Source organism: Aureimonas ureilytica, assembly GCF_001475935.1.
Taxonomy (GTDB): domain Bacteria; phylum Pseudomonadota; class Alphaproteobacteria; order Rhizobiales; family Rhizobiaceae; genus Aureimonas; species Aureimonas ureilytica_A.
In genome coordinates this window covers 1-25,497 of the sequence record NZ_LDQA01000030.1, presented here as the reverse complement: position 1 = coordinate 25,497, position 25,497 = coordinate 1, and the positions used below count along the sequence as shown (strand labels likewise).

Genomic DNA, 25,497 nt, shown 5'->3' with positions numbered 1-25,497 from the left:
TAGGTCCTGAGCCTAGGAAGGATGCCGGGATGACGAACAAGAGCGAACCGCCTCGCGGTGGCCAGGAAGAGACCGTGAAGCAGAAGTCCGAGCGCCTGAAGGCCGCTCGTCTGCAGGCGGAGCAGAACAAGGAAGCCCGGATCGAATGGGCCAATCGGAAGGCGGCGGCACGCCGGAAGGTGCTGGGCGACGGCAAACCCTGATCTCCGTCGCGGTGGCAGCGACGTCAGGTCGCAAGGTGCTTTCCGGGATTTTCGCGTTGCGCAAAACCCATAGGAGGAAACCATGACGAACGACATCGCCATCCAAGCCCGCCGCCGCGAAATCGCCGCCGAGCATGTGCTCTTCAAGCTGATCGAATATGTCGAGATGCGTCAGCCGGGGCTTCTCGACCATATCGAAGGCAGCCTCAGCCATCTCGGCGACCCCGCCCGCGACGACACCAAGGATGACGAGGCCGTTCGGGAGATCGCCCGGCGCATGATTACCGGCGCGAGGCGCGAGATCGCCTCCTGACCTAGACCTCGCGGACGCTGTCCGGGTCAGGGTCTTCTGCCGGTGGGGTCGGGGCCTTTGACCTGTGACCCGTCAGCAAGCCCAACGCCATCGCCAGCAACGCGATGGCCAGCACCATCGTCGCCTTGGCGGCCAGCCAGTTCCATAGGCGCTGCGGGTGCGCCCACCAGCCATAAACGGCCGCGCCGCCATCTCGCAGCCTGCCGTCCCGCATTCCCGTCCAGTTGCGATCGGGCCAATAGGCGTCCACCATGCGGCCGAACCGGACCGCCGACAATCCGCCGCCGCTCATCTGGCCGACACCCGGCGCTTCCCGCCATGCCAGGATCGCGGCTGTCCAGCCGACGGTGGAGCCGACGAACCAGGCATCGCGATCATCGTCGCTGGTGCCGGTCTTGCCCCAGACGGCAGCCGCGTGCTTGCGCCCGCGCGCGGCGGCCGCGCTGCCGCCTGCCGATGTCGGCTGAAACAGCGCGGCTCGCACGGCATTGGCCGTGTCGGGCGCAAGCACACGACGCCCTTCGTCCGGTTCCTCGAAGGTGAGCAAGCGCCCGCCCGTGCCCGTCGCGGCCACGATCACCTGCGGTCGCAGGAGACGGCCGCCATTGCGAAAGGCCGTATAGCCGAGGGCGACGTCCATCGGATTGGAATGAACGCCGCCGGTCGCGATCAGGAGAGGATTATCGGGCGCGTGCCAGCCGAAGGCCGTGACGCGTTGCGTTGCCAAAGCGGGCTCGCGCGCCGCGATGGACACGAACGGCCGGTTGCAAGAGTATTTCAGGTAGGTCTCCAGCGTCAGCCCGCTGCGGCAGGCGCCGTTGGGCTCGGCTGGGTTGTAGCCTTTCAAAGGCGCGGTGGACCATGTCTTGGGCATGTCGCCCGCGTGTTCGAGAGCCAAGGAATAAAGCAGGGGCTTGGCGATAGAGCCGATCGATCGGTTGGCGCGCCAGGCGGGGTTCCAGCTCGACGTGGAATAGGTGCCACCCGAGATCGCCAGAACCTGCGCCTGCGGCCCCAGCACGACGCCCGCCATCTCGGCATCCTTGGGCGGCTTGGCTGTGGCCTGATCGGCCAGTGCCTGCAATTCCGGATCGAGGGTCAAAAAGATCCGCGTGGCCTCGTTGGTCAGCCCACGTTCGGCGAGTTGAACCGCCGCGAAATCGCGCACGCGGCGGTATTCGATCGGCCTCAGGGTCGCAAGCAGCGTCTCATGCGGCGGGCGCGACAGGGTGCCCTTGCGCAGGACGCGCGTCACCTTGGCCTGCGCTGCCGTTGCTTCGGCCGGCGTCACCAGCCCAAGCGCCAGCATCTTGGCGAGCACGCGGTCGGCGGCGTTGGCTGCGCTCGCAGCCTCGGCCATGTCTTCCTTGAACGGCTGGCGGTTCATCGGTTGCGGCAACATGCCGACAAGCGTCGCCGCTTCCATCGCGTCGAGATCACGCGCGGGCTTGCCGAAATAATAGCGCGCGGCCGAATCGAAGCCGATAATGCCGTTCCCGAGCGGGGCGATGTTCAGATAGATCGTCAGAATTTGGCGCTTGTCGCGCAGGGCTTCGATCGCCAGCGCGACATGCCATTCGCGCAATTTGCGCAGGAGCTTGCCGGGCGCAGCGTAACCAAGCAGCCGTTCGTCGTTCAGGAACAGCGTGCGCGCGACCTGCTGCGTGATCGTGCTGCCTCCGCCGGGAAAACCCGGCAGAAGGGAGCGCAGGACGGCGAGATCATCGACGCCGCGATGGCCGAGAAACCGCTCGTCCTCGCTGGCGACGACCGCCGACAGAAGCGCCTCGGAAAATCCCGTCGGCCCGACCGCGTCCGGGCAGAGAAGACGATCGGTCTTGCCACCCGTTTCGCCGGGTCGGGGCTCGGCTTCGAAGACACTCGTGACCTGACAGGCGTCCAACATGGCATCGAGCTGTCGGACATCCGGCAAACCGGACGACACGACGAGGCCGGCGCCGGGAATGGCGATCAGAAGCAGCGCGCCCAGAAGCGCCAATGACAGAGCGATGGTGATACGGCGGCTGGCAAGCTTGGGGAAACGCAAACGACACTCCTGCGAACCCAGGATGCGGCTCTGCCGATGGGAAGCGTCCGCGCCTGCTCACGGTGATGTCAGATGGAGAGGCGCGGAGGCTTTCGCAACTGTTCTTAGAAGGCGGGGCGTACCGTCCGAGCGCGATCAGTTGTCGTTGAACTCCGCCGGCAGGTCGCCATGGCGCCCCAGCAGGATCGGCTCTTCCAGCACTTCGCCCGTGTCCGTATCGATGGTCTGCTGAATGGCCACCACACCCGACACGCGGGCGGCGTCGCGCTCTGCCCGGCTGATGGCTTCCTGAGCGGTCTTGAAATCCATCTGGCGGCCGGCCACAAGGCGTTTGCCCTGCCGTTCGAACTGCTGGACGATGAACAGCGTCTTGGCGGGCATGGCGCATCCGGTCGGGTTGAGATCGTGAGCCGCAACTATCCCGCTTCCGAAGGCCGACGCAACGGCCAAGTTCCGCGCCCTCGCTAAGCATTTCCGGCGGTTCGCATCGCGCGAACCGCCGGGATCGATGTCAGGCCAGCCCTTCTTCGCGCAGAGCCTGCTGCACACCGCCACGTGCAGAAACGGCTGCTTTGAAGCGGGCGATATTCGCGAAAGCCGACATGTCGAGCTTCAGACGATCGGCCCAGCTCAGCACCGTGAAGGCATAGGCGTCGGGGGCGGTGAAGCTTTCGCCCATCAGATAGGTTTTGCCGGCGAGCGCTTCGTCCAAGAAGCCGAAACGCTTGGCCAGAAGCTCCTTCTGAATCTCCTTGGTGGCATCGGGCGTATTGGGCTTGAAAAGCGGGCTGAACTGCTTGTGGAGCTCGGTCGCGATGAAGGCGAGCCATTGCTGCGCGCGGTAGCGCTCGACCGTGCCCGCCTGCGGCATCAAGCGCGCTTCCGGCTTCTGGTCCGCCAGATACTGAACGATCACCGAGGCCTCTGTGAGGACGGGGCCTTCGCCGATGTCGAGCGCGGGGACATAGCCGTTCGGATTGACAGCGAAATAGTCCGCGCCATCGTCCAGCTTCTTCTGGATCAGATCGACCGAGATCAGATCGACCGGCAGACCCGCCTCGCAGGCGACGATATGGGGCGCGAGCGAGCAGGCGCCTGGCTTGTAATAGAGCTTCATCCGATCAGTCTCCGATGGGGATCGCTGCGGCTTCATGGCACGAGGCCACGAGCCGCGCAGCTAGGCCGAAGGAGACGGATCGTCAACGAGGCGTGAACCGCATGGGCGTTGGATGGCCTGGAGGCGGCGAAGGAGCCGCGATGAAGCCCTTTCGCTTGTCCTGTCAGGTTGTTCGACAGCTCAGAAGGGAGAATCCGGGTAGTAGAATTCCTGGGCGTTGTCCTTCGTCACGAGCGTGGCGTCGAGAATGTATTTCCCGCGCACCGGGTTCTGGTCGAAAAGGCCGGCGGCGGTCAGGTCCATGGCGGTCGCGATCATAGCGGGGGGATAAAGCACGTCCACCGGCACCATCTTGTCGCCGTCCGCCACGCGCTTGATCATGTCCTTCATGCCTGCGCCGCCGACCACGAACTGGATGTCCTTGCGGCCGGACTGCTCGATCGCCTCGAGAATGCCGACCACCATGTCGTCGTCCTGTGCCCAGACCGCGTCGATCTTGGGGTATTTGGCGAGATAGTCCTGCATGACCTTGAAGGCGTCGTCGCGCGACCAATTGCCGAACTGACGGTCGAGGACCTTGATCTTCGATCCGGCGATGCCCTCGTCGAAGCCCTTCTGCCGCTCTTCGTCGATCACGATGGGCAGGCCGCGAATGACCACGACGTCGCCGCCATCCTTCATCCGGTCCTTGATATATTCGCCTGCGACCTTGCCCAGCTCCAGATTGTTGCCGGCGACATAGAGATCCTGAATCGCAGGGTCGGAGAGGGCGCGGTCCACGACGGTGACGAAGACGCCGCCGTCCTTGACCTGACGGATCGGGTCGGTCAGCTCGTCCGAATTGTGCGGCAGCGTCACCAGCGCGTCGATACCCTGGGCCGTCAGGTCTTCCAGCGCGTTGGCCTGCGCCGCGCCGTCCGGCGAGGTCTTGAGAATGATTTCGAGGCCGGGATAGCGCTCCTTGAGCATCTTGGCTTCGCGTTCGGCATGGTAGACCACGCCGCCGGTCCAGCCGTGATCGGCGGCGGGGATCGAGACGGCCATGACCTTCTTCTCCTGCGCCAGCGCGACGTGTGCTGCGGACAGGGCGGCGAGCGCGGCAAGGCTCGCGACGATACGTTTCATTGTGGGTCTCCTCCCGATGTCCGGGGCCTTCTCCCATTTGCGTGCGGCCGGCCCCGGCTTCGCCACGCGCCGATATCCCCGCCTCAGCGACGGGCGAGCGAGCGCTGGATCAGCATCGCTACGATGATGATCGCGCCTTGAACCGCGCCGATGAGGTATTCGCTGACGAGGCTCGACAGGACCATGATATTGCCCACGAGCTCCAGAATCAGTGCGCCGCAGACCGTGCCCCAGATGCGGCCGACGCCGCCGCGCAGCGCCGTACCGCCGATGACGACGGCCGTGATGGCCTGAAGCTCCCAAAGAAGGCCCGTCGTGGCGGTGGCCGCGCCCAGGCGCGGCACGTAGACGAGTACCGCAATGGCGACGCACAGGCCCTGGATGATGTAGGTGATCGTGCGGACGCGATCGACCTTGATGCCGGAATAGCGCGCCACGTCCTCGCTGGAGCCCACCGCCATCACATGGCGGCCGAAGCGCGTGCGGTAGAGCACGAAAGCGCCGAGCGCTGCGACGACGAGAATGACGACGACAGGGATCGGCACGCCGAAGAGATTGCCGAAATAGACCGGGCGATAGGCGGCGCGCAGGTCGCGCGAGGCCATGGCGATGGAGCCGCCCTCGGCGAGCCAGATCGTCAAGGCGCGGAAAATGCCCATCGTTCCGAGCGTCACGATAAAGGGCTCGATGCGCCCGAGCGTCACGATCAGCCCGTTCGCCAGCCCGCACAGCGCCCCGACCCCGAGCGCCATGGCCATGGCGAGCGCGATCATCCCCACCGCGCCCTCCACGGGCGCGGCGTTGAGGAAAAGGATCATCGTGCCGGCAACGAAGGCTGCCATGGAGCCGACCGACAGGTCGAGCCCGCCCGCCGAGATGACGAAGGTCGCGCCGATCGCCACGATCGCGATGAAGGCCGAGCGCGTGACGACATTGGTGAGATTGTCGATCCCGAGAAAGTTCGGGTTCAGCAACGCGCCGAAGATGAGCAGCGCGGCCAGCGCGACGAAGGGCGCAACCGCGCGCAAATCGATCTCGCGGCGCGGCGCTTGGGTCTGTGCCGGCGTGGTGGCGGCGTCGCTCATAGGCTCGTTCCCTCGGCCGCGAGCGCAGCCTCTTCCTCGCCGGCGCCGGTCGCCAGCATCACGATGTCACGCTCGGTCATGGACGCGCCCGAAACCTCACCCGCGATCACGCCCTCGCGCATCACGAGGATACGGTCGCACAGGCCGATCAACTCGGGCATCTCGGAGGAGATGACGATGACCGATTTTCCTTCTTCGGCCAGCCGCGCGATGAACCGATAGATCTGTTCCTTGGTGCCGATATCGATGCCACGTGTCGGCTCGTCGATGACGACGATGCGGGGGGCCAGCAGCATCATCTTCGCCAGAAGAAGCTTCTGCTGATTGCCGCCGGACAATTGCCCGGCCAGGAGATCACGCCTTCGCGCGCGAATATCGAACTCGCGGAAGGCCTCGCTCAGCGCTTCTTCCTCCTGAGCCGCGCTGAGAAGTGGGCCGCGCGTGAAGCGATCCAGCGCCGCCAGCGTCAGATTGGTGCGCAGCGACTGCTGGAGGAGGAGCCCTTTGCCCTTTCGATCCTCGCTGAGATAGACGATGCCGGCGTCCATGCTGGCGCGCGCATCGCGAAATCGAACGGAACGCCCGTCCAATGTGACGGACCCTTCAGAGGGACGAAGACCGAGCACGCCTTCCAGAAGCTCCGTGCGTCCAGCGCCCACAAGCCCGGCAAATCCGAGAATTTCACCCTTCTGCAGCGTAAAGCTGGCCGAGCGGACATAGCCCGGCACACGGATATTCTGGGCCTGGAGAACCGGCGCGCCGGCGGCCGGCGCGATGCGGTCGGGATATAGCTTCGATACGTCGCGTCCAACCATCAGTCGGGCCATGTCGGTCGGCTCCAGCGTGGCGGCATCCTGCGTGCCGACGAGCCGCCCATCGCGCAGCACCGTCACGCGATCGGCGATCCGCTTCACCTCGGGCAGTCGGTGCGAGATATAGAGAACGCCGACACCGCGCCCGCGAATCTGTTCGATGACCGCGAGCAGGGCTTCGGTCTCATGCGGCGTCAGCGAGGCGGTCGGCTCGTCGAAGATCACAACGCGATGGGGGACATTGAGCGCGCGGGCGATCTGCACCAGCTGGCGCTGTGCGATGGAAAGCGAGCGTACCGCAACGCGCGGATCGATCGCCGCGCCGAGCCCGGCCAGTGCCTCGGCGGCGGAGGCGTTCAACGCCCGGTCGTCCAGCACCAGCCCCTTCCGGATTTCCCGTCCGAGATGAATGTTCTGCGCAACGGTGAGATCGGGCGCGAGCAGGATTTCCTGATGAACCAGAACGATGCCGCGCGCTTCGGCTTCCGCCGGGCCGCCAAGGCGCACTGGCGCGCCTTCGATCAGAACACGCCCGGCGCTTGGCTGGAGATGGCCGGCGAGGACTTTCATGAGCGTGGATTTGCCCGCGCCGTTCTCGCCGATGATGGCCTGAACCTCGCCGGGGCGGAGATCGAAGCTGATGTCCTTCAGCACCTCCACCGGGCCGAAGGATTTCGCCAGGCCTTCGACCGCAATGGCTGGGGTGGGCGAACCTGACCGGGACGCAGCGAGCGCGCTCAACAGAACCGCGCTCCGCCAAGCAGCACATGCGTGCTTCCGCGACCGCGCGCAGCGCCGCCGCTCCCCTCCCGAAGCCTTGACATTCACCGTTCCTCCCCGGCGCGAGCGGCCACTCCCATAACCGCCCGACAAGCTGCGATGCAGCCGTGAGTTACGTAAATCAGAATTCGACGGGGAAGCAAGTCGTCCCAACGCCATGCACTGGGACTTCGCGGCGTGCAACACGAAGGCTTGATGACGATCAGCCTGAGGTGAGCAATTGGCCCGCGATCCCGGCTATTACGCCAGCATGGGACTCGGGGTGACAGCGAAAGACGCCGAGCGGACCCGGCGTCTTTCGAACGGATGTATCAGGCGGCTTTCGCCTCGGGGCCGGCGGCCGGGCCGCCGCGCCAGCCCAGCGCGGGAGCGACATGTTTCAGGATGCTCTCAATGACGTGAGCGTTATAGGCGACGCCCAGCTGGTTCGGCACGGTCAGAAGCAGCGTGTCGGCCTCCGCGATCGCCTCGTCGGCTCGCAGCTGCTCGACCAGTCGATCCGGCTCCGCCGCATAGGAGCGCCCGAACACGGCGCGCATATTGTCGATCACGCCGACCTGATCGGCCCCGTCGCCGCGACCGAAATACGCCCGGTCCTGATCGTTCACCAAGGCGAAGATCGAGCGCGACACCGAGACGCGCGGCGTCCTCGCATGGCCGGCGTCCTTCCAGGCCTCGCGATAGGCCCGGATCTGCCGCGCCTGCTGGACATGGAAAGGCTCGCCGGTCTCATCGGCTTTGAGGGTCGAGCTTTGCAGATTCATGCCCTGCTGGGCCGCCCAGATGGCCGTCGCGTCCGAGGCCGAGCCCCACCAGATGCGCTCGCGCAAGCCCTTCGAATGGGGCTCGAGCCGCAGAAGACCGGGTGGATTGGGAAACATCGGGCGCGGGTTCGGCTGGGCGAAGCCTTCGCCCTTCAACAGTTCGAGCAACACTTCGGCATGGCGACGGCCCATATCCGCGTCGCTTTCGCCGGGCGCTGGCTGGAAGCCGAAATGACGCCAGCCGTCCACGACCTGCTCGGGCGAGCCCCGGCTGAGGCCAAGCTGCAGGCGCCCGCCCGCAATCAGATCGGCCGAGCCCGCATCCTCCGCCATGTAGAACGGGTTCTCGTAGCGCATGTCGATGACGCCGGTGCCGATCTCGATGCGGCTCGTCTTCGCGCCGACGGCCGCCAGAAGCGGGAAGGGTGAGGCGAGCTGACGTGCGAAATGATGGACCCGGAAATATGCGCCGTCCGCGCCCAGTTCCTCGGCTGCGACCGCGAGATCGATGGACTGAAGCAGCGTGTCGGCGGCCGAGCGGGTGCCCGAATGCGGGGAAGGCGACCAGTGGCCGAATGACAGGAAGCCGAGCTTCTTCATGGGATATTCCTCATCTCGTTGAATCGGGCATGGGAAGCGCCGCTTCACGAGGTTCCGCCTCGAATGGGCATCCGTTCCCGTCTCGACCCGACCGGTTCGAACTCCAACATACGTTGCCGGGCTCGTGGAGATAATGTTCATCCCTGGCGAAGCAGTGTTCGACAGACTTGAACGATACCGCGGTCAGACCCACGCCGGGATCGACACGGGCTATCCGCGAAGCCGCCAGTCGGACCCTCTCAACTCGCAAGAATGCGCGGCTTGCGCATATGCAGCGCCTCGCTCAATCGTGTTGTCAGGGGGCGCTCCAACATCATGTAAACCAATGCCGCGCCGACGAGAGACGCTGCCGTGGCCAGTGCCATGTATGTCCAAGGGTTCTGGATCCCCAGTCGAGCGGCCGCGAGTGCCACCAGATTGATGGAGAAGGGATGCGAGAGATACAAAGCGAAGGAGGCGTCTCCGCCGAACACCAAGAGGCGTTTGAGAAGGCTTGGGGCAGCTTGGTTCTTCTGGGCTATCAGCGCAGGGCCAGCGCACATTACAAGCGCGGGAAGGCCGATCCAGATGGCTCTCAATCCATATTGGAAGGCGAGACCGGCAAATTGCATCAATGCTAGAAGCGCGCAGCCACCGGCGAAAACCGCCCATCCTTTTGCAGCCGACAAGCGGACCCCACGCGCACGCAGTTCCGCCAAGCCGATGCCATAGACGAATTCGAGGACGATCGAGTTCGACCAGAATGCCATCGGCCCAGATTGGAAATGAACGATCAGCGGGGAAAGTCCCAGAAGCGTCACCGCGCCTAGGATGATCGACAGCCCGACCTTCCGGCTGAAAAACAGCCCGATGCAGAACACGACGTAAAACAGGACCTCGAACTGCAGCGTCCAGCCCAGAATCATCACCGGGTAGAACTGCCCATAGGGGTTTTCGACCGGGAAGAAGAGGAAGGACCCCAAGACATGCCAGGGGTCGATGGCCGCATGACTGATATGTCCGGCAAACAACCAGATGGCCAGAAGCATACAGACAGTGGCCCCCCAATAGGGCGGTACGATGCGGATGAGGCGTCGCACGATGAAATTCCCCGGAGCGCCATTCACGCCGAACCGATCGCGACACAGGTGGTACATGATGAACCCACTGATCACGAAGAACACATCGACGCCTGCCCCCCAGTAAACGGGGGTGATCGGGGCGAAGCCCGATAGATTGAGAAAGCGCTGCTCCGAAGTTTCGTGCTGGACGTGGCTGATCCAGCCATTATCGGCGCGACAAAGCGAAGGATCTCAAGTTCTTGGATGGTCTGATCGACTCCAGCACCGATCAGGTGCGGTTCAGCCTGACCGGCTCAAACACCAGAAAACATGACCCCGCCGCTTTCGACATCGAAAATCAACCATACCGTTCTGGCGTGGATTTGAGTTAGGTAAGTGCAGCCCATGACGGAGACCGAAGGCCCGCTATGACTATCCGAAAGCCGACGGCATCCCGTTTGAGATTTGGGTCTCGCAACCAACGCGCCAATGAGATGGCACGTCCGGCATGGTGAATGTCCAATACCACTCGATCGACAGTCGCTTCGATCGCACGGCCAGTGCCGTCCTTGAGCGGGGCATCTTCAAGTTTCTGATCGTGTTGTCGATCATTCAATTTAGTGGCGCTTGGTACTGGGGCGGCTTCAATGCCGCCTCGGCTTCGCTCGAAGGTCAGCAGACGTTCGGAACTCCGTTCCGATACCTCGTCTGGGGGACCATATCGCTCGCGTCCGGCCTCTGCTTGTTGCGGGAGCCGTATCGCGCGCCGCTGCGCGCGTTCCTGCCTTTCGCACCGTTTCTGGTCATCGGAATCATATCGGGGCTCTTGGGCGACAACCTTCTGATCTCCGTCAGATCCGTCACCTTCTGGCTGCTGATGTTCCTGAGCGCCTTTGTTTCGGCCACTATGCTGAAGCCCAGAGCCGTCGCCTTCGTCCTGACACATATATTGTTGCTGATCGTGTTCGCGTCTATCGCGATGTCCGTTCTCAATCCCGCTGTCGGCGTTTCCGCATATGGCGGAGAAATGGTTTGGATCGGCGTTTTCACTCAGAAGAACACGCTCGGCTACTTTGCCATGTCCGCGTTCTTATGTGCTTACGCGTTTCATCCGACCATCGGACGCCTGCGAACAGCGCTTTTGGGCATCGGCGCCGCCGCCTGCCTCGTAATGTCCGGATCGATGGGCGGGTTTTCGATCGCGATCGGTGCAATTGGCTACATGGCGCTGGTGAAGGCGATCCTACGCTCCCGTTTCACCGCGCCGATCGCGTCAACCATCATCATCGCCAGCGTGGCAGCCCTCGTCGCGTTCGTGCTGCTTTACTGGGCGGATATCACGCAGTCTCTGGGGCGCGATCCAACCCTGACAGGACGCACTGTGATCTGGTCGGCATACCTGAAGGAAGCCTATAAAAACTGGTTCATAGGCTTGGGGCCAGGCTCCTTCTCGGGTGAATCCAGAACAGTCATGGCACTCTTCTACATGCTGGAAGAGTGGGGCACGATTCGACAGCCTCACAACGCCTATATTCTGGCGTTCGGCGAAGGCGGCGTGCTGGGGCTGACTGCCTACCTATCGGCCTTGGCCTATATGGCGTTCGTCGCTCCATTCCGGCATCGCACGCCCGAATCCGCCATCTGCGCCATGTTTGCCTTCGCGATCCTTCTCGGCAGCATCTCCGAAGGGCGAGGCGTGTTCAACTCCACGGTCGAAGGGTACCTTCTTCTGCTGTTCCGGACGCTATCCGTTCGTTCTGTCGGTTTGGGCTACATCTACGGCAACAGACGGCTCTGAACTGCCGAGCAGGCCGTGAAGACATCGTAGCGGTCATGTGCGTTGTATGAGGGCGGGCTCGATACCACCCGTTAATCGGGATCGACCTGTTGCGAGTATGGGTGCGGCCGGGGCGCGGCGGCGGCGCTGTCGGCGCGGAACGCCATCGCTGCGGCTTGGCCGCCGGCGGCGCTGAGATAGGTCATCAACCCGCCAAACGCGAACCTCGGCGCTTCGGCGACATGCCGGTACAGGGTGGCACCCTCATCAGGTAGCTGGACGCCGCAACGGTGTCTAACGGTGCCGCGCTCGGCCAGAGCACGAAAAGCGCTGCGCGTCGCCCAGAAAGGCCGCCGTGAGGCCGTCCAAGATCGCGCGGCGGCCGGGCACGGTGGTCCGGCGCACGCGTCTTGCAAGCGCCGCCAGCCGCGCAAGCTTCGACGCCTCAAGCATCCGGTCGGTGAGGGGCACGTCCGCGATCTCGGGCGTTTCGCTCGGCAGCGCCTTGATGTCCTCGATCTCACGGCAGGTGATCCCGGCAACCTCAGCTGCGATCTGCCCTTTTGCCGCCTTCGCGAGCTTGTGGATCTCGATGGGGGCCGCCGGCAAGTCCTGACGAGGCCGATGGCCATGTCTCCTCGGGGCACTGTGCAGCGCCTTTGCGACATTGGCCACCACCGTCGGGGTTTCGAGATCCTGTTTTCCGATCGCCCCTAAAAGTCAGTTGACAAATATCGAGGCACGTCCACAAATAAGGCAATCCGCTGTTGCGGTCAGGTGTCCCTTATAACGGACAATGTAGGAGAGAATGGCAATGGATGTGAAGGCAGTAGTTCTCGGGCTTATGGCGACCGCCTCCGTCGCTCTTCTCCCCGGTGCCGCGACGGCGGCGAAGCTCGACGACGTCCTGGCGCGCGGAAAGCTCGTCGTCGGCACCGGCTCGACGAATGCGCCCTGGCACTTCAAGGACGCGTCGGACACGCTTCAGGGCTTCGACGTCGACATGGCTAAGATCGTTGCCAAGGCTTTGTTCGGCGACGCGGAGAAGGTCGAGTTCGTCAACCAGTCCTCCGATGCGCGCATCCCCAACATCACGACCGGCAAGGTCGATATGACCTGCCAGTTCATGACCGTGACCGGCGAGCGCGCCCAGCAGGTCAACTTCACCATTCCGTACTATCGCGAGGGCGTTGGCCTGATGCTGAAGGAGGGTGGCCAATACGCCGACTACGCCGCGCTGAAGGCGGCCGGCTCGTCCGTCACGATCGCCGTTCTTCAGAACGTCTATGCCGAAGAGCTCGTCCATAAGGCGTTGCCCGAGGCGAGCGTCGATCAGTACGAGTCGCAGGACCTTCTCTACCAGGCACTCCAATCGGGCCGCGCGGACGCGGCCGCCACCGACCAGTCGTCCATCGCCTGGTACGTCACGCAAAACCCCGGACAGTACAAGGATGCCGGCTACGGCTGGAGCCCGCAGACCTATGCCTGCGCCGTCGCCAAGGGCGACCAGGACTGGCTGAACTTCGTCAACACGGCCCTGCACGAGGCGATGACGGGCGTCGAGTTCGACACCTATGCCGCCTCCTTCAAGAAGTGGTTCGGCAAGGATCTGCCGCCTCCGGCGATCGGCTTCCCCGTCGAGTTCAAGTAATCACCTGAGCCGGCGGTCTGGGCTACTGCGCCCGGACCGCCTCGCCCCAAACGCCGCAAACGAGCGATCCCGATGGGATACACCCTCAATTTCGACGCCGTCTGGCGGAACTTCGATGATCTCCTGCGGGGGCTCGGCCTCAGCCTCGTGCTGGCCTTTGTGGCGATCGGCATCGGCTGCGTGCTCGGCCTCGTCCTCGCCTTCGGGCGCATCAGCCGGTCGCGGGTCCTGTCGGTTCCGGCGAGCGCCTATGTCACGCTGTTCCGCAACCTGCCGCTTCTGGTGATCGTCCTCTTCTCCTTTTTCGCGCTGCCTCAGCTCGGGCTGCGGCTGTCGAAAGGGAACTCTTTCGTCCTGGCGCTGGCGCTCTATTCGGCGGCCTATCTGGCCGAGGTCTTTCGGGGCGGACTCCTCGGAGTGCCCAAGGGTCTTCGTGAGGCGGGCCTCGCCATCGGTCTGACGGAAGGACAAATCCGCCGCCGCATCATCCTGCCTGTCATGTTCCGCGCGGTCCTGCCCGCGCTTGGGAGCACCTTCATCGGGCTCTTCAAGGACACCTCGCTCGCGGCTGCCATCGCCGTGCCCGAACTCACCTTCGAGGCGCGCAAGATCAATGTCGAGACCTTCCGCGTGATCGAGACCTGGATCGTGGCAAGCGGGCTCTACATCGCGACCTGTTCGATCCTGGCCGCCCTTTTGCGCCGCGTAGAAGCGCGGCTCGCCGTTTCGAGGTAAGCCCCTGTGAACGCTCCTCCCTCCTTTTTCGAGATCGTCTGGATCGCTCGCTGGCCGCTTCTCTACGGCCTCGGCACCACGGTCGCCATTTCCCTCGCGGCCATCCTCGGCGGCACGGTGCTCGGCACCGGCCTTGGCCTCGCTCTCACCTACGGCAACCGTGCGGTGCGCTTCCTCGCCCGCGTCTACACCGACGTGATCCGGGGCACGCCCGTCCTCGTCCTGGTGCTCGCGAGCTTCTACATCCTCGGCACGGTCGGGCTGGATCTCACCGCCTTCCAGGCGGGTGTCCTGGCATTGACGCTGTTCTGCGCTTCGCATGTCGGCGAGATCACGCGCGGCGCGCTCCAAACCCTGCATAGGGGACAGACGGAAGCGGCGAAAGCCATCGGCCTGACCTTCGGGCAGACCTTTCGCTACGTCCTCGGACCGCAGGCGCTGCGCCTCGCTTTGCCGCCGCTGATCAACACGGCGGCCGAGATGGTCAAGGCCTCGACACTCCTATCGGTGATCGGGGTCGCCGAGCTCCTCCTGCGCACACAGGAGGTCATCAGCCGCGCGTTCCATAGCCTCGAGTTCTACCTCCTCGCCGGGCTTCTCTACTTCCTCGTCAACTTTGCCATCGAGCGTCTCGGCCGGTATGTCGAGCGCCGCGTGAGCCTCGCGTGAAAGGTGCTTCCATGACCGCGAATCTTCTGGAAATTCGGGATCTGCGCAAGAGTTACGGTCCGGTCGAGGTGTTGAAGGGCGTCGACTGTGACGTGAAGCCCGGCGAGGTTATCTCAATCATCGGCTCGTCGGGCTCGGGCAAGACCACGATGCTGCGTTGCGTCAACATGCTGGAGGAGTTCGAGGGCGGCACGATCCGCATCGACGGCGAGGAGATCGGCTTCTCCACCCAGAACGGCAGGCGCCAGCGCAAAAGCGAAAAGGAGATCGCTCGCCAGCGCGCGCTGACCGGCATGGCCTTCCAGCAGTTCAATCTCTTTCCGCATATGACGGCGCTGGAGAACGTGACGCTCGGCCTGACACTGGTGCGCCGCATGGGCCGCGACGAAGCGCGGGCGCTGGGCGAGACATGGCTCGACCGCGTTGGCCTCCTGGCCCGCAAGGACCACTATCCCTCCAAGCTCTCAGGCGGCCAGCAGCAGCGTGTGGCGATCGCGCGCGCCATCGCCATGAGCCCGCGACTCATGCTGTTCGACGAGGTGACGTCCGCGCTCGATCCCGAACTCGTCGCCGAGGTGCTGCAGGTCGTGCGCTCGCTCGCCGAGGACGGCATGACCATGCTTCTCGTCACCCACGAGATGCGCTTCGCCTACGAGGTGTCGAGCCGCGTCATCTTTATGAATGGCGGCCGCATCGGCGAGGAGGGAAACCCGCGCGAGATGTTCGCTGCTCCCAGGACCGAGCGTCTTGCCGCCTTCCTCCAATCCTCCCGTTTCAACTGACAGAACAGGACACGACGCATGACCCTCAAGCGCTACGGAGCCGGCGAGACCGGCGCCGGCGGCAAGCCGCTGCCCTTCGCCCGCGCGGTGGAGGCTGACGGCTGGCTCTACGTTTCCGGCCAGGTCGCCATGGAGAATGGCGAGATCGTGCCGGGCGGCATCGTCGAGCAGACCCACAAGACCATGGCGAACGTCATCGCCATCCTGACCGAGGCCGGATACGGGCTGGAGGATGTCGTGCGCGTCGGCGTCTGGCTGGACGACCCCCGCGACTTCTGGAGCTTCAACGGCGTCTACGCCCAGTATTTCAAGGACCACCCGCCGGCCCGCGCCTGCGTCCAGTCCTCCATGATGGTGGACTGCAAGGTCGAGATTGACTGCGTGGCCTTCAAGCGGAAATAAGCGCGGGATCGAGCATCGGAGACAAGGGATGGACAAGCGCGTGGAGGAGACCGTCAACCGGCGAGCCCGTGGGCTCGATCGGGCCTTCGACATCCTCGACGCCTTGCGCGAGGCGGGCCGTCCGCTCCGTCCCAACGAGATCGCGGCCGCCATGGGCGCGCCGCGATCGACCATCTACGAGATCGTCGCCGCGCTCGTGAAGCTCGACGTCCTGGAAGCGGCCGATACGGAAGGGCGCGTCTTCCTCGGTCGCCGCCTGTTCCTCTACGGCCAGGCCTACGGCGACCATTCCGACCTGCCGAGCCGCGTCTCGATGGTGCTCGATCGCCTGGCCGCCGAAACGCAGGAGACCGCCCAGTTCTGTCTCCTCGACGGAAACAAGTACACGGTCGCGATGATGCGCGAAGGCTCACGGCCCTTCCGCATCTCATCGAGCGTCGGCGAGCGTACGCCCATTCCCTGGACCGCCTCCGGCCGCCTTCTGCTCGGCCACCTCAGCGAAGACGAAATTCGCGCCCTGGTGCCTGCCGAAGATTTCCAATTGCCCTCCGGCGAGTGGCTTTTACCCGAAGAGTTCGCAAGGCAGGCCCGGAAGGCCGTCGCGGACGGGCATTTCACCTTCGACTCCATCGTGGACAGCTACACGCATTGCTTCGCGGTGCCGATCACCCGACCAGACGGCACGGCGGCGGCCACGCTCTGTCTCGTCGCGCCCAAGGCCGATGCACTTCGCAATCACGCGGACTATCTGGCCAAGCTCGCTCTCGCCGCTGTGGCGCTCGAACCCTCCTTCGCCTGACGAAGCCGCCAGCCTCAGAACCGTAGACAGCATTTGCTGCGAGAATCGAGCTGGCAGGGGGGCGCATTGCCACCCGCAGTCGGTGAAGAACGTATGGTTCTCTAGCCTCGCCCAACGAAATCGATGCACCAGATGGTTTTTGGCCACGGCAGCTGCGCGTCAGCCAGATCGAGCGACCGCTTTCGGACCAGGCCCGGATCATCCTGAGCGGCACAAACGGGTCGATAGTGGATGGATCGCCTCCAGGGGTCGGTTTCCCCTATCGGATCGCTCGCGGATACCCTACATGTCCGGTTACGGCTCGGGTTGGAAACGGTGGCCGCATCTTAGAATTGGGCTTGCACGTGACGATGTACGCAGAACCGGCGGCGGTCACCGGCAGCGACGCTTCCCTGCACATGTCGGATCTGATCGAACGGTTCGACTGGTCCGTCGGCCCGCTCGGCTCTCCCTCGACCTGGCCACAAAGCCTTCGAACGGTTGTCGACGTGATGCTCCACGCCGGCAACGCCATGTGCCTCCTATGGGGGCCAGAGCGCATTTTCCTCTATAACGACCGGTACGCTGCGATCCTTGGCACGCAGCATCCCTATGTCCTCGGCATGCCGATCCAAAAGGTTTGGTCGGATGTTTGGGTTGACATCGAGCCATTGGTCGCTCGCACCTTCGCCGGCGAGACGCTGACGTTCAGGGACACGCCGCTCCTCATGACGCGGAACGGTCATGCCGAGGATACGTGGTGGACCTTCGCCTACTCACCAGTGCGAGATGAGACAGGCGCAGTCGCCGGTCTCCTCAACATCGCCAACGAGACGACCGCGCAAATCGCCGCGCAGGACGGGCGTGACGAGGCCGTCGCTCGTTTGGGCGAGAGCAAGGAGTTCCTGCGCAGCGTTCTGGCGTCATCGAACGACTGCATCAAGGTCCTAGATCTCGACGCGAACCTCGTCTTCATGAGCGAGGGCGGGCAGAAGGTCATGGAGGTGTCGGACTTCAATGACATTGACGGCTGCCCCTGGCCGGACTTCTGGCAAGGTGAGGGCAATGCCGCCGCGAAGGCCGCCGTCGCTTCCGCTCGGTCGGGCGTGCCTGCGAGTTTTCTCGGCTATGCCAACACCATGAAAGGCAACCGGCGCTACTGGGACGTTCAGGTCTCCCCGATCTTCGGGGCCGACGGGAAGCCGGAACGTATCCTGTCCGTCTCACGCGACGTCTCGGCCCTGAAGGAGTCCGAAGAGGCGCGGGCGGTCCTGAATCAAGAGCTGTCGCATCGCATGAAGAACCTGCTGGCGATGGTGCAGGCGATCACCGCTCAGACCCTGCGGCAGGCAACCGACATGGAAGAAGCCCGCGAGGCCGTGTTCACCCGCATATCGGCGCTGGCACGGGCACAGGATCTTCTGGTTCGGTCGAGCTTCGAGGAAGCGGATATCGGCGAGGTCGTCGAAGCCTCCATCGCCCCCCACCAGGCTGGCGACCGCAGGATCGATGCGAGCGGGCCTCCTCTCGGGCTGAATGCCCAGCAGGCTCTTGGCTTGTCGCTGGCCATCCACGAGTTGGCGACGAATGCAGCGAAGTATGGTGCCCTGTCGAACGACACGGGTCGGGTCGCCGTGTGCTGGGACATCGTGGATGGCGTGTTCGCGTTCCATTGGATCGAAACCGGCGGACCGTCCGTCGTCATGCCGGGGCGCCGCGGCTTCGGCTCCAGGTTGATCGAGCGCATCGTCGCTGGCTACTTCCAGGGCGAGGGGCGCATCCACTTCGATCACCAAGGCATTCGGTTCATCTTGACGGGTGTGAGTCAGCGCGCCTGAACGGTTTTCCAAGGGATCTCTCCCTGTCCTTGGTGAGCGGAGGCCCACGACCGACGCTTGACCGAACCATTCTGGGAGGCCTAAGTTTTCCTTCACGATGCGCAGGGAGGATGGTCATGCCGAATCCATCGCTGTCTACCGCGCCAACGTGTCCCTGCTTTGGATGCGGGTCGGGTCGCCGATTGAGAGCCCGCGATGAGCCGAGCCTTGTCGCGACCTTGAGGCGGACGCTGAAGTTGGCGTGCTCGACAGTAGAAAATGTGCCCGACACTTACTGCTACCGTGCTCGAAGCTCGGGCGCGAGGCGAGCGTCCCGGTCCTTGGACGTAAAGCCAATGGGTATGATTTAGTTTGCCGATCGATCGGAGCGAGCTGCACGAAGCGCCAGAGACTGCATGACTGCAAACGTCTTCAACGACCCAGACAATAGCGTCGTTCTCCAAGTCTGCTCAAGGTCTTCTGGCTTCATTCCTATCGTCGGGGACGGCAAGCTCGCACAGGTCCGCGAAAGCACCTTCGATGCGCGCGGTTTCTCACCGGATCGCTCGGTCAGCGACTTCACCCTGGGACTTGCGATGGTGGGCTGTAAGGTGTCATGCGGTGCCGACGAGGCCGTTGCCGTTTGATCGCCGCGCCACCTTCAGGGGCCGATATGGCGCGAGCGAGCTGTAAGGGCGGAGGCTGGGCTTCGTGTCCTCTCGGTGGTCCGGAATGAAAAGCGTCTTCGCTACGTCCGCGAACACGCCGACGACATCATCGTCTCTGCCAAGTTCTGAGCGTCCGAATCCTACGGTTGCCCGCCTTCTGGGCCTTGCTCGATCCGGCTATCTGACCGTTTCTGGGACGGGCGATTTGAGGTCGTTACGGCACGGAAGGCTTGATTGCAGATATCCTATCGTGCCGATGGAGCATGCTGGCGCCACGGTTCCAGACAGGAGAGTGGCTCTTCTACGGACTTGGGATGTTGCCCAACTGGATCATGCCGACCTAGCGAGCGCCTCGCCGAAGATCGGAGAGAACAGATAGCGACCGTGCGCTATTTGGCTGGTACCGGCTTTCATGCCCTCAAACGATCAGAAATGCAGTTCGCCCTTCTGGGGGTCGAAACCAAGCATCGCCATCGGTCTGCCTTCCATCGAATGACCACGCATTTGACCGTGATGGACTGAGCCCTGAATCAGGAAGGCCCAGGCTGATCGGAGCCCGCCTGGGCCTTCGGCTTTCATATTGTCTGTCTTGAGGCGCGCTCTGCGACACTGGGCTCCGAGGCTCTGTTCTACGAGCCTCGGAGAATCGCGGCAGAGCTATAGTGTCACGATGGGTTTTAGAGAGCCCTGAGGCAAACCAAACTGCGCGTCATAGTGACACAACGCTCTTGTGGGTCAGGAGCACCCGGATGTGCTTCCGCAGGTGTCACACTTCAGGCAGGTTCCGTTGCGCACCATGGTGAAGTTCGAGCATTCCGAGCAGCTGTCGCCGGTGTATCCTTTCATCAAGGCTTGGGCGCGGCGTTCGGCGCTGGTGGCCCTGGAGGCGGCTTCGACCCGGGAAACGTCGCGCTCGGACGCTCCGTAGGAGAGCGGGGACTCGAAGAGGCCCTGCGCTGGAGATGTGTCCGCGACAGGGGCGGGTTCTGCGAGCGGAGCTGTTTCGTAGTCGCGCTTGAACGCGGTCACCTGCGCGCCGCCCGAGCGGGCGAGCGGTGAGGCGGAGCGCGGCAGAACGGCCGTGACCACCGATCCGGTCGTCGCCTTCGCGACAGGGGCCGACAGCGTGCTGCCCGAACCCTGCGGATCGGACGAGGACACGAGGCGGAACTTCGAGGTCTGACCACGCACCATGCCGGCCGAAATCGGCAAGGGAGCGGGCTTGTCGCCTTCCACGCCGCGTCCGATGGTGGACGCGCTCAGCTCCTCCGGCTGCACATGGGCGAGGTCGTGGCGGCCGAGATAGGAGACCGCCAACTCGCGGAACACGTAGTCGAGGATCGACGTCGCGTTCTTGATCGCCTCGTTGCCCTGGACCATGCCGGCCGGCTCGAAGCGCGTGAAGGTGAAGGCCTCCACATATTCATCGAGCGGCACGCCGAACTGCAGGCCGAGCGAGATGGCGATGGCAAAATTGTTCATCATCGCGCGGAAGGCAGCGCCTTCCTTATGCATGTCGATGAAGATTTCGCCAAGACGCCCGTCGTCGAACTCGCCGGTGCGCAGATAGACCTTATGGCCGCCGACGATCGCCTTCTGCGTATAGCCCTTGCGGCGGTTCGGAAGCTTCTCGCGCTCGCGGATGACCTTCTCGACCACACGTTCGACGATCCGCTCGGCGATTTCCGTCGCCTTGGCAGCGGCCGGGGCGGCGGCAATGGCGGCTGCCGTCTCCTCGACCAGATCGTCCTCGTCCGTCTCGTCAGCGATCAGCGACGCGTTGAGCGGCTGGGAAAGCTTGGAGCCGTCGCGATAGAGGGCATTGGCCTTCAGCGCGAGCTTCCAGGACAGCATGTATGCGTTGGTGCAGTCCTCCACCGCCGCGTCGTTCGGCATGTTGATCGTCTTGGAGATCGCGCCGGAAATGAAGGGCTGGGACGCCGCCATCATGCGGATATGCGATTCCACCGAGAGCGAGCGCTTGCCGATGCGCCCGCAAGGGCTCGCGCAATCGAAGACCGGCAAATGTTCGGTCTTCAGGAAGGGAGCGCCTTCCAGCGTCATCGCTCCGCAAACGTGGATGTTGGCGGCCTCGATGTCTTTCCGCGAGAAGCCAAGGAAGGGCAGGATCTCGAACGAGAAGTCGTTGAGCTGCTCGTCGGTGAGGCCGAGCACGTCCTTGCAGAAGGCCTCGCCCAGCGTCCACTTGTTGACTGCGAACTTGATGTCGAAGGCGCTTTTGAGCGCGCCGTTCAACGCCTCGATCTGCTCGTCGCCAAAGCCCTTGGAGCGCAGCGAGCCCGGATTGATGGCGGGCGCCTGGTTGATATTGCCGTGGCCGACCGCATAGGCCTCGATCTCTGCGATCTGTGCTTCGGAATAGCCGAGCGTGCGAAGAGCCTCAGGGACGGCGCGGTTGATGATCTTGAAATAGCCGCCGCCGGCGAGTTTCTTGAACTTCACCAGCGCGAAGTCCGGCTCGATGCCCGTCGTATCGCAATCCATCACGAGGCCGATCGTGCCGGTCGGCGCGATGACGGAAACCTGCGCGTTGCGATAGCCATGCTTCTCGCCCAGTTCCTGGGCTAGCGCCCAGGCCTGCTTGGCGCGGGCCGAAAGGCGCTTGTCCTTCAGCGAGGAATGGTCGAGGGGAACCGGCTCGACGGCCAAGCCTTCATAGCCGTTGGCGAGGCCATGCGCGGCGCGCGAATGGTTGCGGATGACGCGCAGCATTCCGGCGGCATTGCGCTCGTAGTCGGGAAAGGGGCCGAGCTCGCGTGCCATTTCCGCCGAGGTCGCATAGGCGACGCCGGTCATGATCGCCGACAACGCGCCGCAGATCGCACGGCCCTCGGCGGAGGAATAGGGAATGCCGGCCGTCATCAGGAGGCCGCCGATATTGGCGAAACCCAGACCCAGCGTGCGATAGTCGTAGGAGCGCTGCGCGATCTCCTTCGACGGGAACTGCGCCATCAGCACGGAGACTTCGAGAACGACGGTCCAGAGACGGGTGGCGTGCTCATAGGCATCCACGTCGAACCGGCCGCCCGGCTCGCGGAACTGAAGCAGGTTCATGGACGCCAGATTGCAGGCCGTATCGTCCAGGAACATGTATTCCGAGCAGGGGTTCGACGCGTTGATCGCGCCGGCCGCCGCGCAGGTGTGCCAGTCGTTGATCGTCGTGTGGAACTGGATGCCGGGATCGGCCGAGGCCCAGGCCGCGTAACCGATCTTCTCCCAAAGCTCGCGCGCCTTGAGGGATTTGGTCACCTTGCCGGTGGTGCGAGCGATGAGATGGTGCTCGCCGTCCTGTTCGACCGCCTGAAGGAACTCGTCCGTGACGCGCACGGAATTGTTCGAGTTTTGACCGGCGACGGTCAGGTAGGCTTCGGAATCCCAGTCGGTGTTGTAGACGGGGAAGTCGATGTCCGTGTAGCCCTGCCGCGCGAACTGGATAACGCGCTTGATGTAGCTCTCGGGAACCTGGGCGCGCTTGGCGTCTTTCACCGCGCGCTTCAGCACCGGGTTCACGTTCGGGTCGAAGCATTCCTCGCCCGTGCCACCCTCGCAGTTCACGCAGGCCGACAGGATCAGCTTCAGGTGCTTGGAGACGATCTTGGAGCCGGTGACGAGCGCCGCCACCTTTTCCTCTTCGCGCACCTTCCAATCGATATAGGACTCGATGTCGGGGTGATCGATATCGACCACAACCATCTTGGCCGCGCGACGCGTCGTACCGCCCGACTTGATGGCGCCCGCCGCGCGGTCGCCGATCTTCAGGAAGCTCATGAGGCCGGAGGACTTGCCGCCGCCCGCCAGCTTCTCGCCTTCGCCGCGCAACTGCGAGAAATTCGAGCCGGTGCCCGAGCCGTATTTGAAGAGGCGCGCTTCGCGGACCCACAGGTCCATGATGCCGCCTTCGTTGACGAGATCGTCGGCGACGGACTGGATGAAGCAGGCGTGCGGCTGCGGATGCTCATAGGACGAGGCCGAGCGCGTCAGTTCACCGCTCTGATAATCGACATAGAAATGGCCCTGGCCGGGGCCGTCGATCCCATAGGCCCAGTGCAGGCCGGTGTTGAACCATTGCGGCGAGTTCGGCGCGACCTTCTGGGTCGCGAGCATGAAGGCCAGTTCGTCGCGGAAGGCGGCCGCGTCTTCCTCCGTCTGGAAGTAGCCGCCCTTCCAACCCCAATAGGTCCAGGTGCCGGAGAGGCGGTCGAAGACCTGACGCGCGTCCATCTCGGAGCCATAACGCTCGTCTTCGGGCAGGGCGGCGAGGGCCTCCTCGTCCGCCACCGAACGCCAGAGCCAGGAGGGTACGTCGTTCTCTTCGACCTTGCGAAGGGCCTTCGGAACACCGGCCTTGCGGAAATATTTCTGAGCCAGAATGTCGCTTGCGACCTGACTGAACTGTGCGGGCACGTCGATGTCGGCGAGGCGGAAGACGACGGAGCCATCCGGATTGCGGATTTCGCTCGTTGCCTTGCGGAACTCCACGCTGGCATAGGCGCCCTGGCCTGGCTTGGTATAGCGCCGTTCGATCTTCAGGCCCATCGTCCTACTCCGATCAGGGAATGCCCGCCTGACGAACGCGCAAAAACGAGCGCCGACTCCAAGGCCGGCGCCGATCGCGAGGCCGAACGGCGGTATGATTCTCAGTTTGTGTTGGCTTCACTATATATGGTGTCGGTGCGGGCTGCGACCTACTGCCTGTAGTGAAACTTTAATATCCACAATCTCGCGTCAAAGGGTGTGGAAAGCGTAAAATTCGGAGCGGTCGAACGCTCACGGTCACGCGACTCAAAGCCTCATAGATCGTTCGGTTCCCTGCGCTATCGCTTATCCACAAGTTCGGTCGGATCGAGCGGTGGCTCCCAGACGGCCAAAAATAAACGCTGGCTCCCGGAGGAACCAGCGTTCGATAAAATTGGCTTGGGACAGGTGTGGATGCTGGGGAAAACCTCAGCCTGCCGAGCCCTTGGCGATGGGCGCCTGGAAGGTGAGGCCGAGGTCCCACGGGAAGAAAATCCAGGTGTCCTGGCTCACCTCGGTGATGAACGTATCCACCAGCGGCCGGCCCTTGGGCTTGGCATAGACCGTGGCGAAATGCGCCTTGGGCAGCATGGCGCGCACCAGCGCGGCTGTCTTGCCCGTATCGGTCAAGTCGTCGACGATCAGAATGCCTTCGCCGTCCTCTTCCCGCAGGATAGGGGAGATGTCTTTGAGAACCTGCAATTCGCCCTGCGTGTCGTAGTCGTGATAGGAAGCGATGCAGACCGTCTCGATCAACCGCGTGCCCAGCTCGCGCGCGATGATCGCGGCCGGCACGAGCCCGCCGCGCGTGATGCAGACGATCGCCTTCCACTCGCTGCGCAGACCCGCCAGACGCCAGGCGAGCGCCCGCGCGTCACGGTGGAACTGTTCCCAGGACACGGGAAAGGACTTGTCGGGCGTCGTCATGCTGATCTCCGAAGGGCTTACGCGCGTAAGCGGCGTGCGATAACGCCTCGCATCGTTTCGGGCAAGTCTTCGGCCCGCTTCAGCTTTTCGCCGCCATTTCGGCGACCATCGCTTCCACCGCCTCGCGCGCGCCGGCCAGCGCCTGCGCGTCGCGCGAGCGGATAACGAGTTCGGTCGAATAGCGCTGCCCGTCGAAGCGCGGATAGGAGCCGATGGCGACGGCGGGATGCTGCTTCTGGATCTGCGAGAGCGGGCCGCCGATGTCGCCTTCGCCGAAAGGGCAGGCGACGGAGGCGCTTTCCATGACCGGGCCACCGGGCAGGGTGGGCAGGACATTGTCCAGCATCGCGACGAAGATGGACGGCACGCCGGCCATGACGAACACATTGCCGATCTGAAAGCCCGGCGCCACCGAAACCGGATTGTCGATCAGCGACGCGCCCTCGGGCGTCCGGGCCATGCGCATCCGCGCCTCCGTGAAGGGGAGCTCGCGCGCGGCGTAGTGCCGCGCTAGCCGGTCCATCGCTTCGGGATGCTGGATCAAGGGCAGGGCGAAGGCTTTTGCGACGGCTTCCGCCGTGATGTCGTCATGGGTCGGGCCGATGCCGCCGGAGGTAAAGACGTGATCGTAACGGTCGCGTAGCGCGTTCAGCGCTTCGATGATCGCCCTCTCGTCGTCCGCGACGATCCGCACTTCCTTCAGATCAATGCCGGCGAGCGTCAGAACGCCGGCGAGATGAGCGATGTTGCGATCCTTGGTGCGGCCGGACAGGAGTTCGTCCCCGATCGCCAGCATGGCAGCCGTGGGGGCGGGCTGAAGAGCCTCAGTCATTTCGATCGATCCTTCGATTCGCCTGTCGCGCGACAGG

24 protein-coding genes are annotated in these 25,497 nt (G+C 63.8%); 12 read left to right on the top strand and 12 right to left on the bottom strand.

What is annotated here, in order from left to right; translation table 11 throughout:
* A partial coding sequence (locus tag NS365_RS24535; protein ID WP_206612133.1) for a hypothetical protein occupies positions 1-203 on the top strand: 203 nt, incomplete at its 5' end.
* 82 nt (positions 204-285) lie between these two features.
* A complete protein-coding gene (locus NS365_RS14715) occupies positions 286-516 on the top strand; it encodes a hypothetical protein (protein ID WP_058601057.1) in 231 nt (76 codons plus the stop codon).
* Between the two features lies 1 nt (position 517).
* Here the strand turns inward: NS365_RS14715 and NS365_RS14710 are convergent, their stop codons facing one another.
* The 8 genes from NS365_RS14710 to NS365_RS14675 all read right to left on the bottom strand — a co-directional run bounded on the left by NS365_RS14710 (position 518) and on the right by NS365_RS14675 (position 10,009).
* Positions 518-2,563 (bottom strand): transglycosylase domain-containing protein, encoded by a 2,046-nt coding sequence (locus NS365_RS14710; RefSeq protein ID WP_058601056.1) that lies wholly within the window; start codon positions 2,561-2,563, stop codon positions 518-520.
* 135 nt (positions 2,564-2,698) lie between these two features.
* The gene (locus tag NS365_RS14705) at positions 2,699-2,944 is read right to left on the bottom strand and encodes a hypothetical protein (RefSeq protein WP_058601055.1); all 246 of its coding nucleotides are present in this window, start codon (positions 2,942-2,944) and stop codon (positions 2,699-2,701) included.
* A 130-nt stretch (positions 2,945-3,074) separates the two neighbouring features.
* A complete protein-coding gene (gene gstA, locus NS365_RS14700) occupies positions 3,075-3,680 on the bottom strand; it encodes a glutathione transferase GstA (protein WP_058601054.1) in 606 nt (201 codons plus the stop codon).
* A 180-nt stretch (positions 3,681-3,860) separates the two neighbouring features.
* The gene (locus tag NS365_RS14695; RefSeq protein WP_058601053.1) at positions 3,861-4,805 is read right to left on the bottom strand and encodes a substrate-binding domain-containing protein; all 945 of its coding nucleotides are present in this window, start codon (positions 4,803-4,805) and stop codon (positions 3,861-3,863) included.
* 83 nt (positions 4,806-4,888) lie between these two features.
* Complete coding sequence (locus tag NS365_RS14690; RefSeq protein WP_058601052.1) at positions 4,889-5,890, bottom strand: ABC transporter permease; 1,002 nt, start codon at positions 5,888-5,890, stop codon at positions 4,889-4,891.
* Positions 5,887-7,443: a sugar ABC transporter ATP-binding protein gene (locus tag NS365_RS14685; protein WP_058601051.1), complete on the bottom strand. Its 1,557-nt coding sequence runs from the start codon at positions 7,441-7,443 to the stop codon at positions 5,887-5,889. The genes NS365_RS14690 and NS365_RS14685 overlap by 4 nt, the downstream gene beginning before the upstream one ends.
* A 350-nt stretch (positions 7,444-7,793) precedes the next feature.
* Positions 7,794-8,846 (bottom strand): LLM class flavin-dependent oxidoreductase, encoded by a 1,053-nt coding sequence (locus NS365_RS14680; RefSeq protein WP_058601050.1) that lies wholly within the window; start codon positions 8,844-8,846, stop codon positions 7,794-7,796.
* A 239-nt stretch (positions 8,847-9,085) separates the two neighbouring features.
* A complete protein-coding gene (locus tag NS365_RS14675) occupies positions 9,086-10,009 on the bottom strand; it encodes an acyltransferase family protein (RefSeq protein ID WP_058601049.1) in 924 nt (307 codons plus the stop codon).
* Between the two features lie 137 nt (positions 10,010-10,146).
* Between NS365_RS14675 and NS365_RS25210 the strand changes: the two genes are divergently transcribed.
* Together NS365_RS25210 and NS365_RS14670 are read left to right on the top strand one after the other, a co-directional pair.
* Positions 10,147-10,278 carry a hypothetical protein gene (locus tag NS365_RS25210; protein WP_275477557.1) on the top strand — a complete coding sequence of 44 codons (132 nt, stop codon included), beginning with the start codon at positions 10,147-10,149 and terminating at the stop codon, positions 10,276-10,278.
* Positions 10,279-10,394: 116 nt separating this feature from the next.
* Complete coding sequence (locus NS365_RS14670) at positions 10,395-11,684, top strand: O-antigen ligase family protein (protein WP_058601048.1); 1,290 nt, start codon at positions 10,395-10,397, stop codon at positions 11,682-11,684.
* Positions 11,685-11,957: 273 nt separating this feature from the next.
* Here NS365_RS14670 and NS365_RS14665 read toward each other — a convergent pair whose 3' ends face one another.
* Entirely contained in the window at positions 11,958-12,341 is a 384-nt protein-coding gene (locus NS365_RS14665) for a hypothetical protein (protein WP_153003793.1), read from the bottom strand.
* A gap of 166 nt (positions 12,342-12,507) precedes the next feature.
* Between NS365_RS14665 and NS365_RS14660 the strand changes: the two genes are divergently transcribed.
* The 8 genes from NS365_RS14660 (at position 12,508) to NS365_RS14625 (ending at position 19,144) form a co-directional block, all read left to right on the top strand.
* Positions 12,508-13,314, top strand: coding sequence for a transporter substrate-binding domain-containing protein (locus NS365_RS14660; protein ID WP_430515425.1), 807 nt, complete (start codon positions 12,508-12,510; stop codon positions 13,312-13,314).
* Positions 13,315-13,386: 72 nt separating this feature from the next.
* Complete coding sequence (locus NS365_RS14655) at positions 13,387-14,049, top strand: amino acid ABC transporter permease (protein ID WP_058601045.1); 663 nt, start codon at positions 13,387-13,389, stop codon at positions 14,047-14,049.
* A 6-nt stretch (positions 14,050-14,055) separates the two neighbouring features.
* Positions 14,056-14,718 (top strand): amino acid ABC transporter permease, encoded by a 663-nt coding sequence (locus NS365_RS14650; protein WP_058601044.1) that lies wholly within the window; start codon positions 14,056-14,058, stop codon positions 14,716-14,718.
* 11 nt (positions 14,719-14,729) lie between these two features.
* On the top strand, positions 14,730-15,500 hold the full coding sequence (locus NS365_RS14645; RefSeq protein ID WP_058601043.1) for an amino acid ABC transporter ATP-binding protein: 771 nt from the start codon (positions 14,730-14,732) through the stop codon (positions 15,498-15,500).
* A gap of 18 nt (positions 15,501-15,518) precedes the next feature.
* Positions 15,519-15,902 carry a RidA family protein gene (locus tag NS365_RS14640; RefSeq protein WP_058601042.1) on the top strand — a complete coding sequence of 128 codons (384 nt, stop codon included), beginning with the start codon at positions 15,519-15,521 and terminating at the stop codon, positions 15,900-15,902.
* Positions 15,903-15,930: 28 nt separating this feature from the next.
* Positions 15,931-16,701 carry an IclR family transcriptional regulator gene (locus NS365_RS14635; protein ID WP_058601041.1) on the top strand — a complete coding sequence of 257 codons (771 nt, stop codon included), beginning with the start codon at positions 15,931-15,933 and terminating at the stop codon, positions 16,699-16,701.
* 227 nt (positions 16,702-16,928) lie between these two features.
* Complete coding sequence (locus NS365_RS14630; RefSeq protein ID WP_206612132.1) at positions 16,929-18,518, top strand: sensor histidine kinase; 1,590 nt, start codon at positions 16,929-16,931, stop codon at positions 18,516-18,518.
* 395 nt (positions 18,519-18,913) lie between these two features.
* Positions 18,914-19,144 (top strand): hypothetical protein, encoded by a 231-nt coding sequence (locus NS365_RS14625; protein ID WP_058601039.1) that lies wholly within the window; start codon positions 18,914-18,916, stop codon positions 19,142-19,144.
* 756 nt (positions 19,145-19,900) lie between these two features.
* Here NS365_RS14625 and NS365_RS14620 read toward each other — a convergent pair.
* The 3 genes from NS365_RS14620 to NS365_RS14610 all read right to left on the bottom strand — a co-directional run bounded on the left by NS365_RS14620 (position 19,901) and on the right by NS365_RS14610 (position 25,460).
* On the bottom strand, positions 19,901-23,716 hold the full coding sequence (locus tag NS365_RS14620) for a vitamin B12-dependent ribonucleotide reductase (RefSeq protein ID WP_430515424.1): 3,816 nt from the start codon (positions 23,714-23,716) through the stop codon (positions 19,901-19,903).
* Positions 23,717-24,130: 414 nt separating this feature from the next.
* Positions 24,131-24,628, bottom strand: coding sequence for a xanthine phosphoribosyltransferase (gpt, locus tag NS365_RS14615; RefSeq protein ID WP_058601037.1), 498 nt, complete (start codon positions 24,626-24,628; stop codon positions 24,131-24,133).
* A 79-nt stretch (positions 24,629-24,707) separates the two neighbouring features.
* Complete coding sequence (locus tag NS365_RS14610; RefSeq protein ID WP_058601058.1) at positions 24,708-25,460, bottom strand: competence/damage-inducible protein A; 753 nt, start codon at positions 25,458-25,460, stop codon at positions 24,708-24,710.
* Positions 25,461-25,497: the final 37 nt, after the last annotated feature.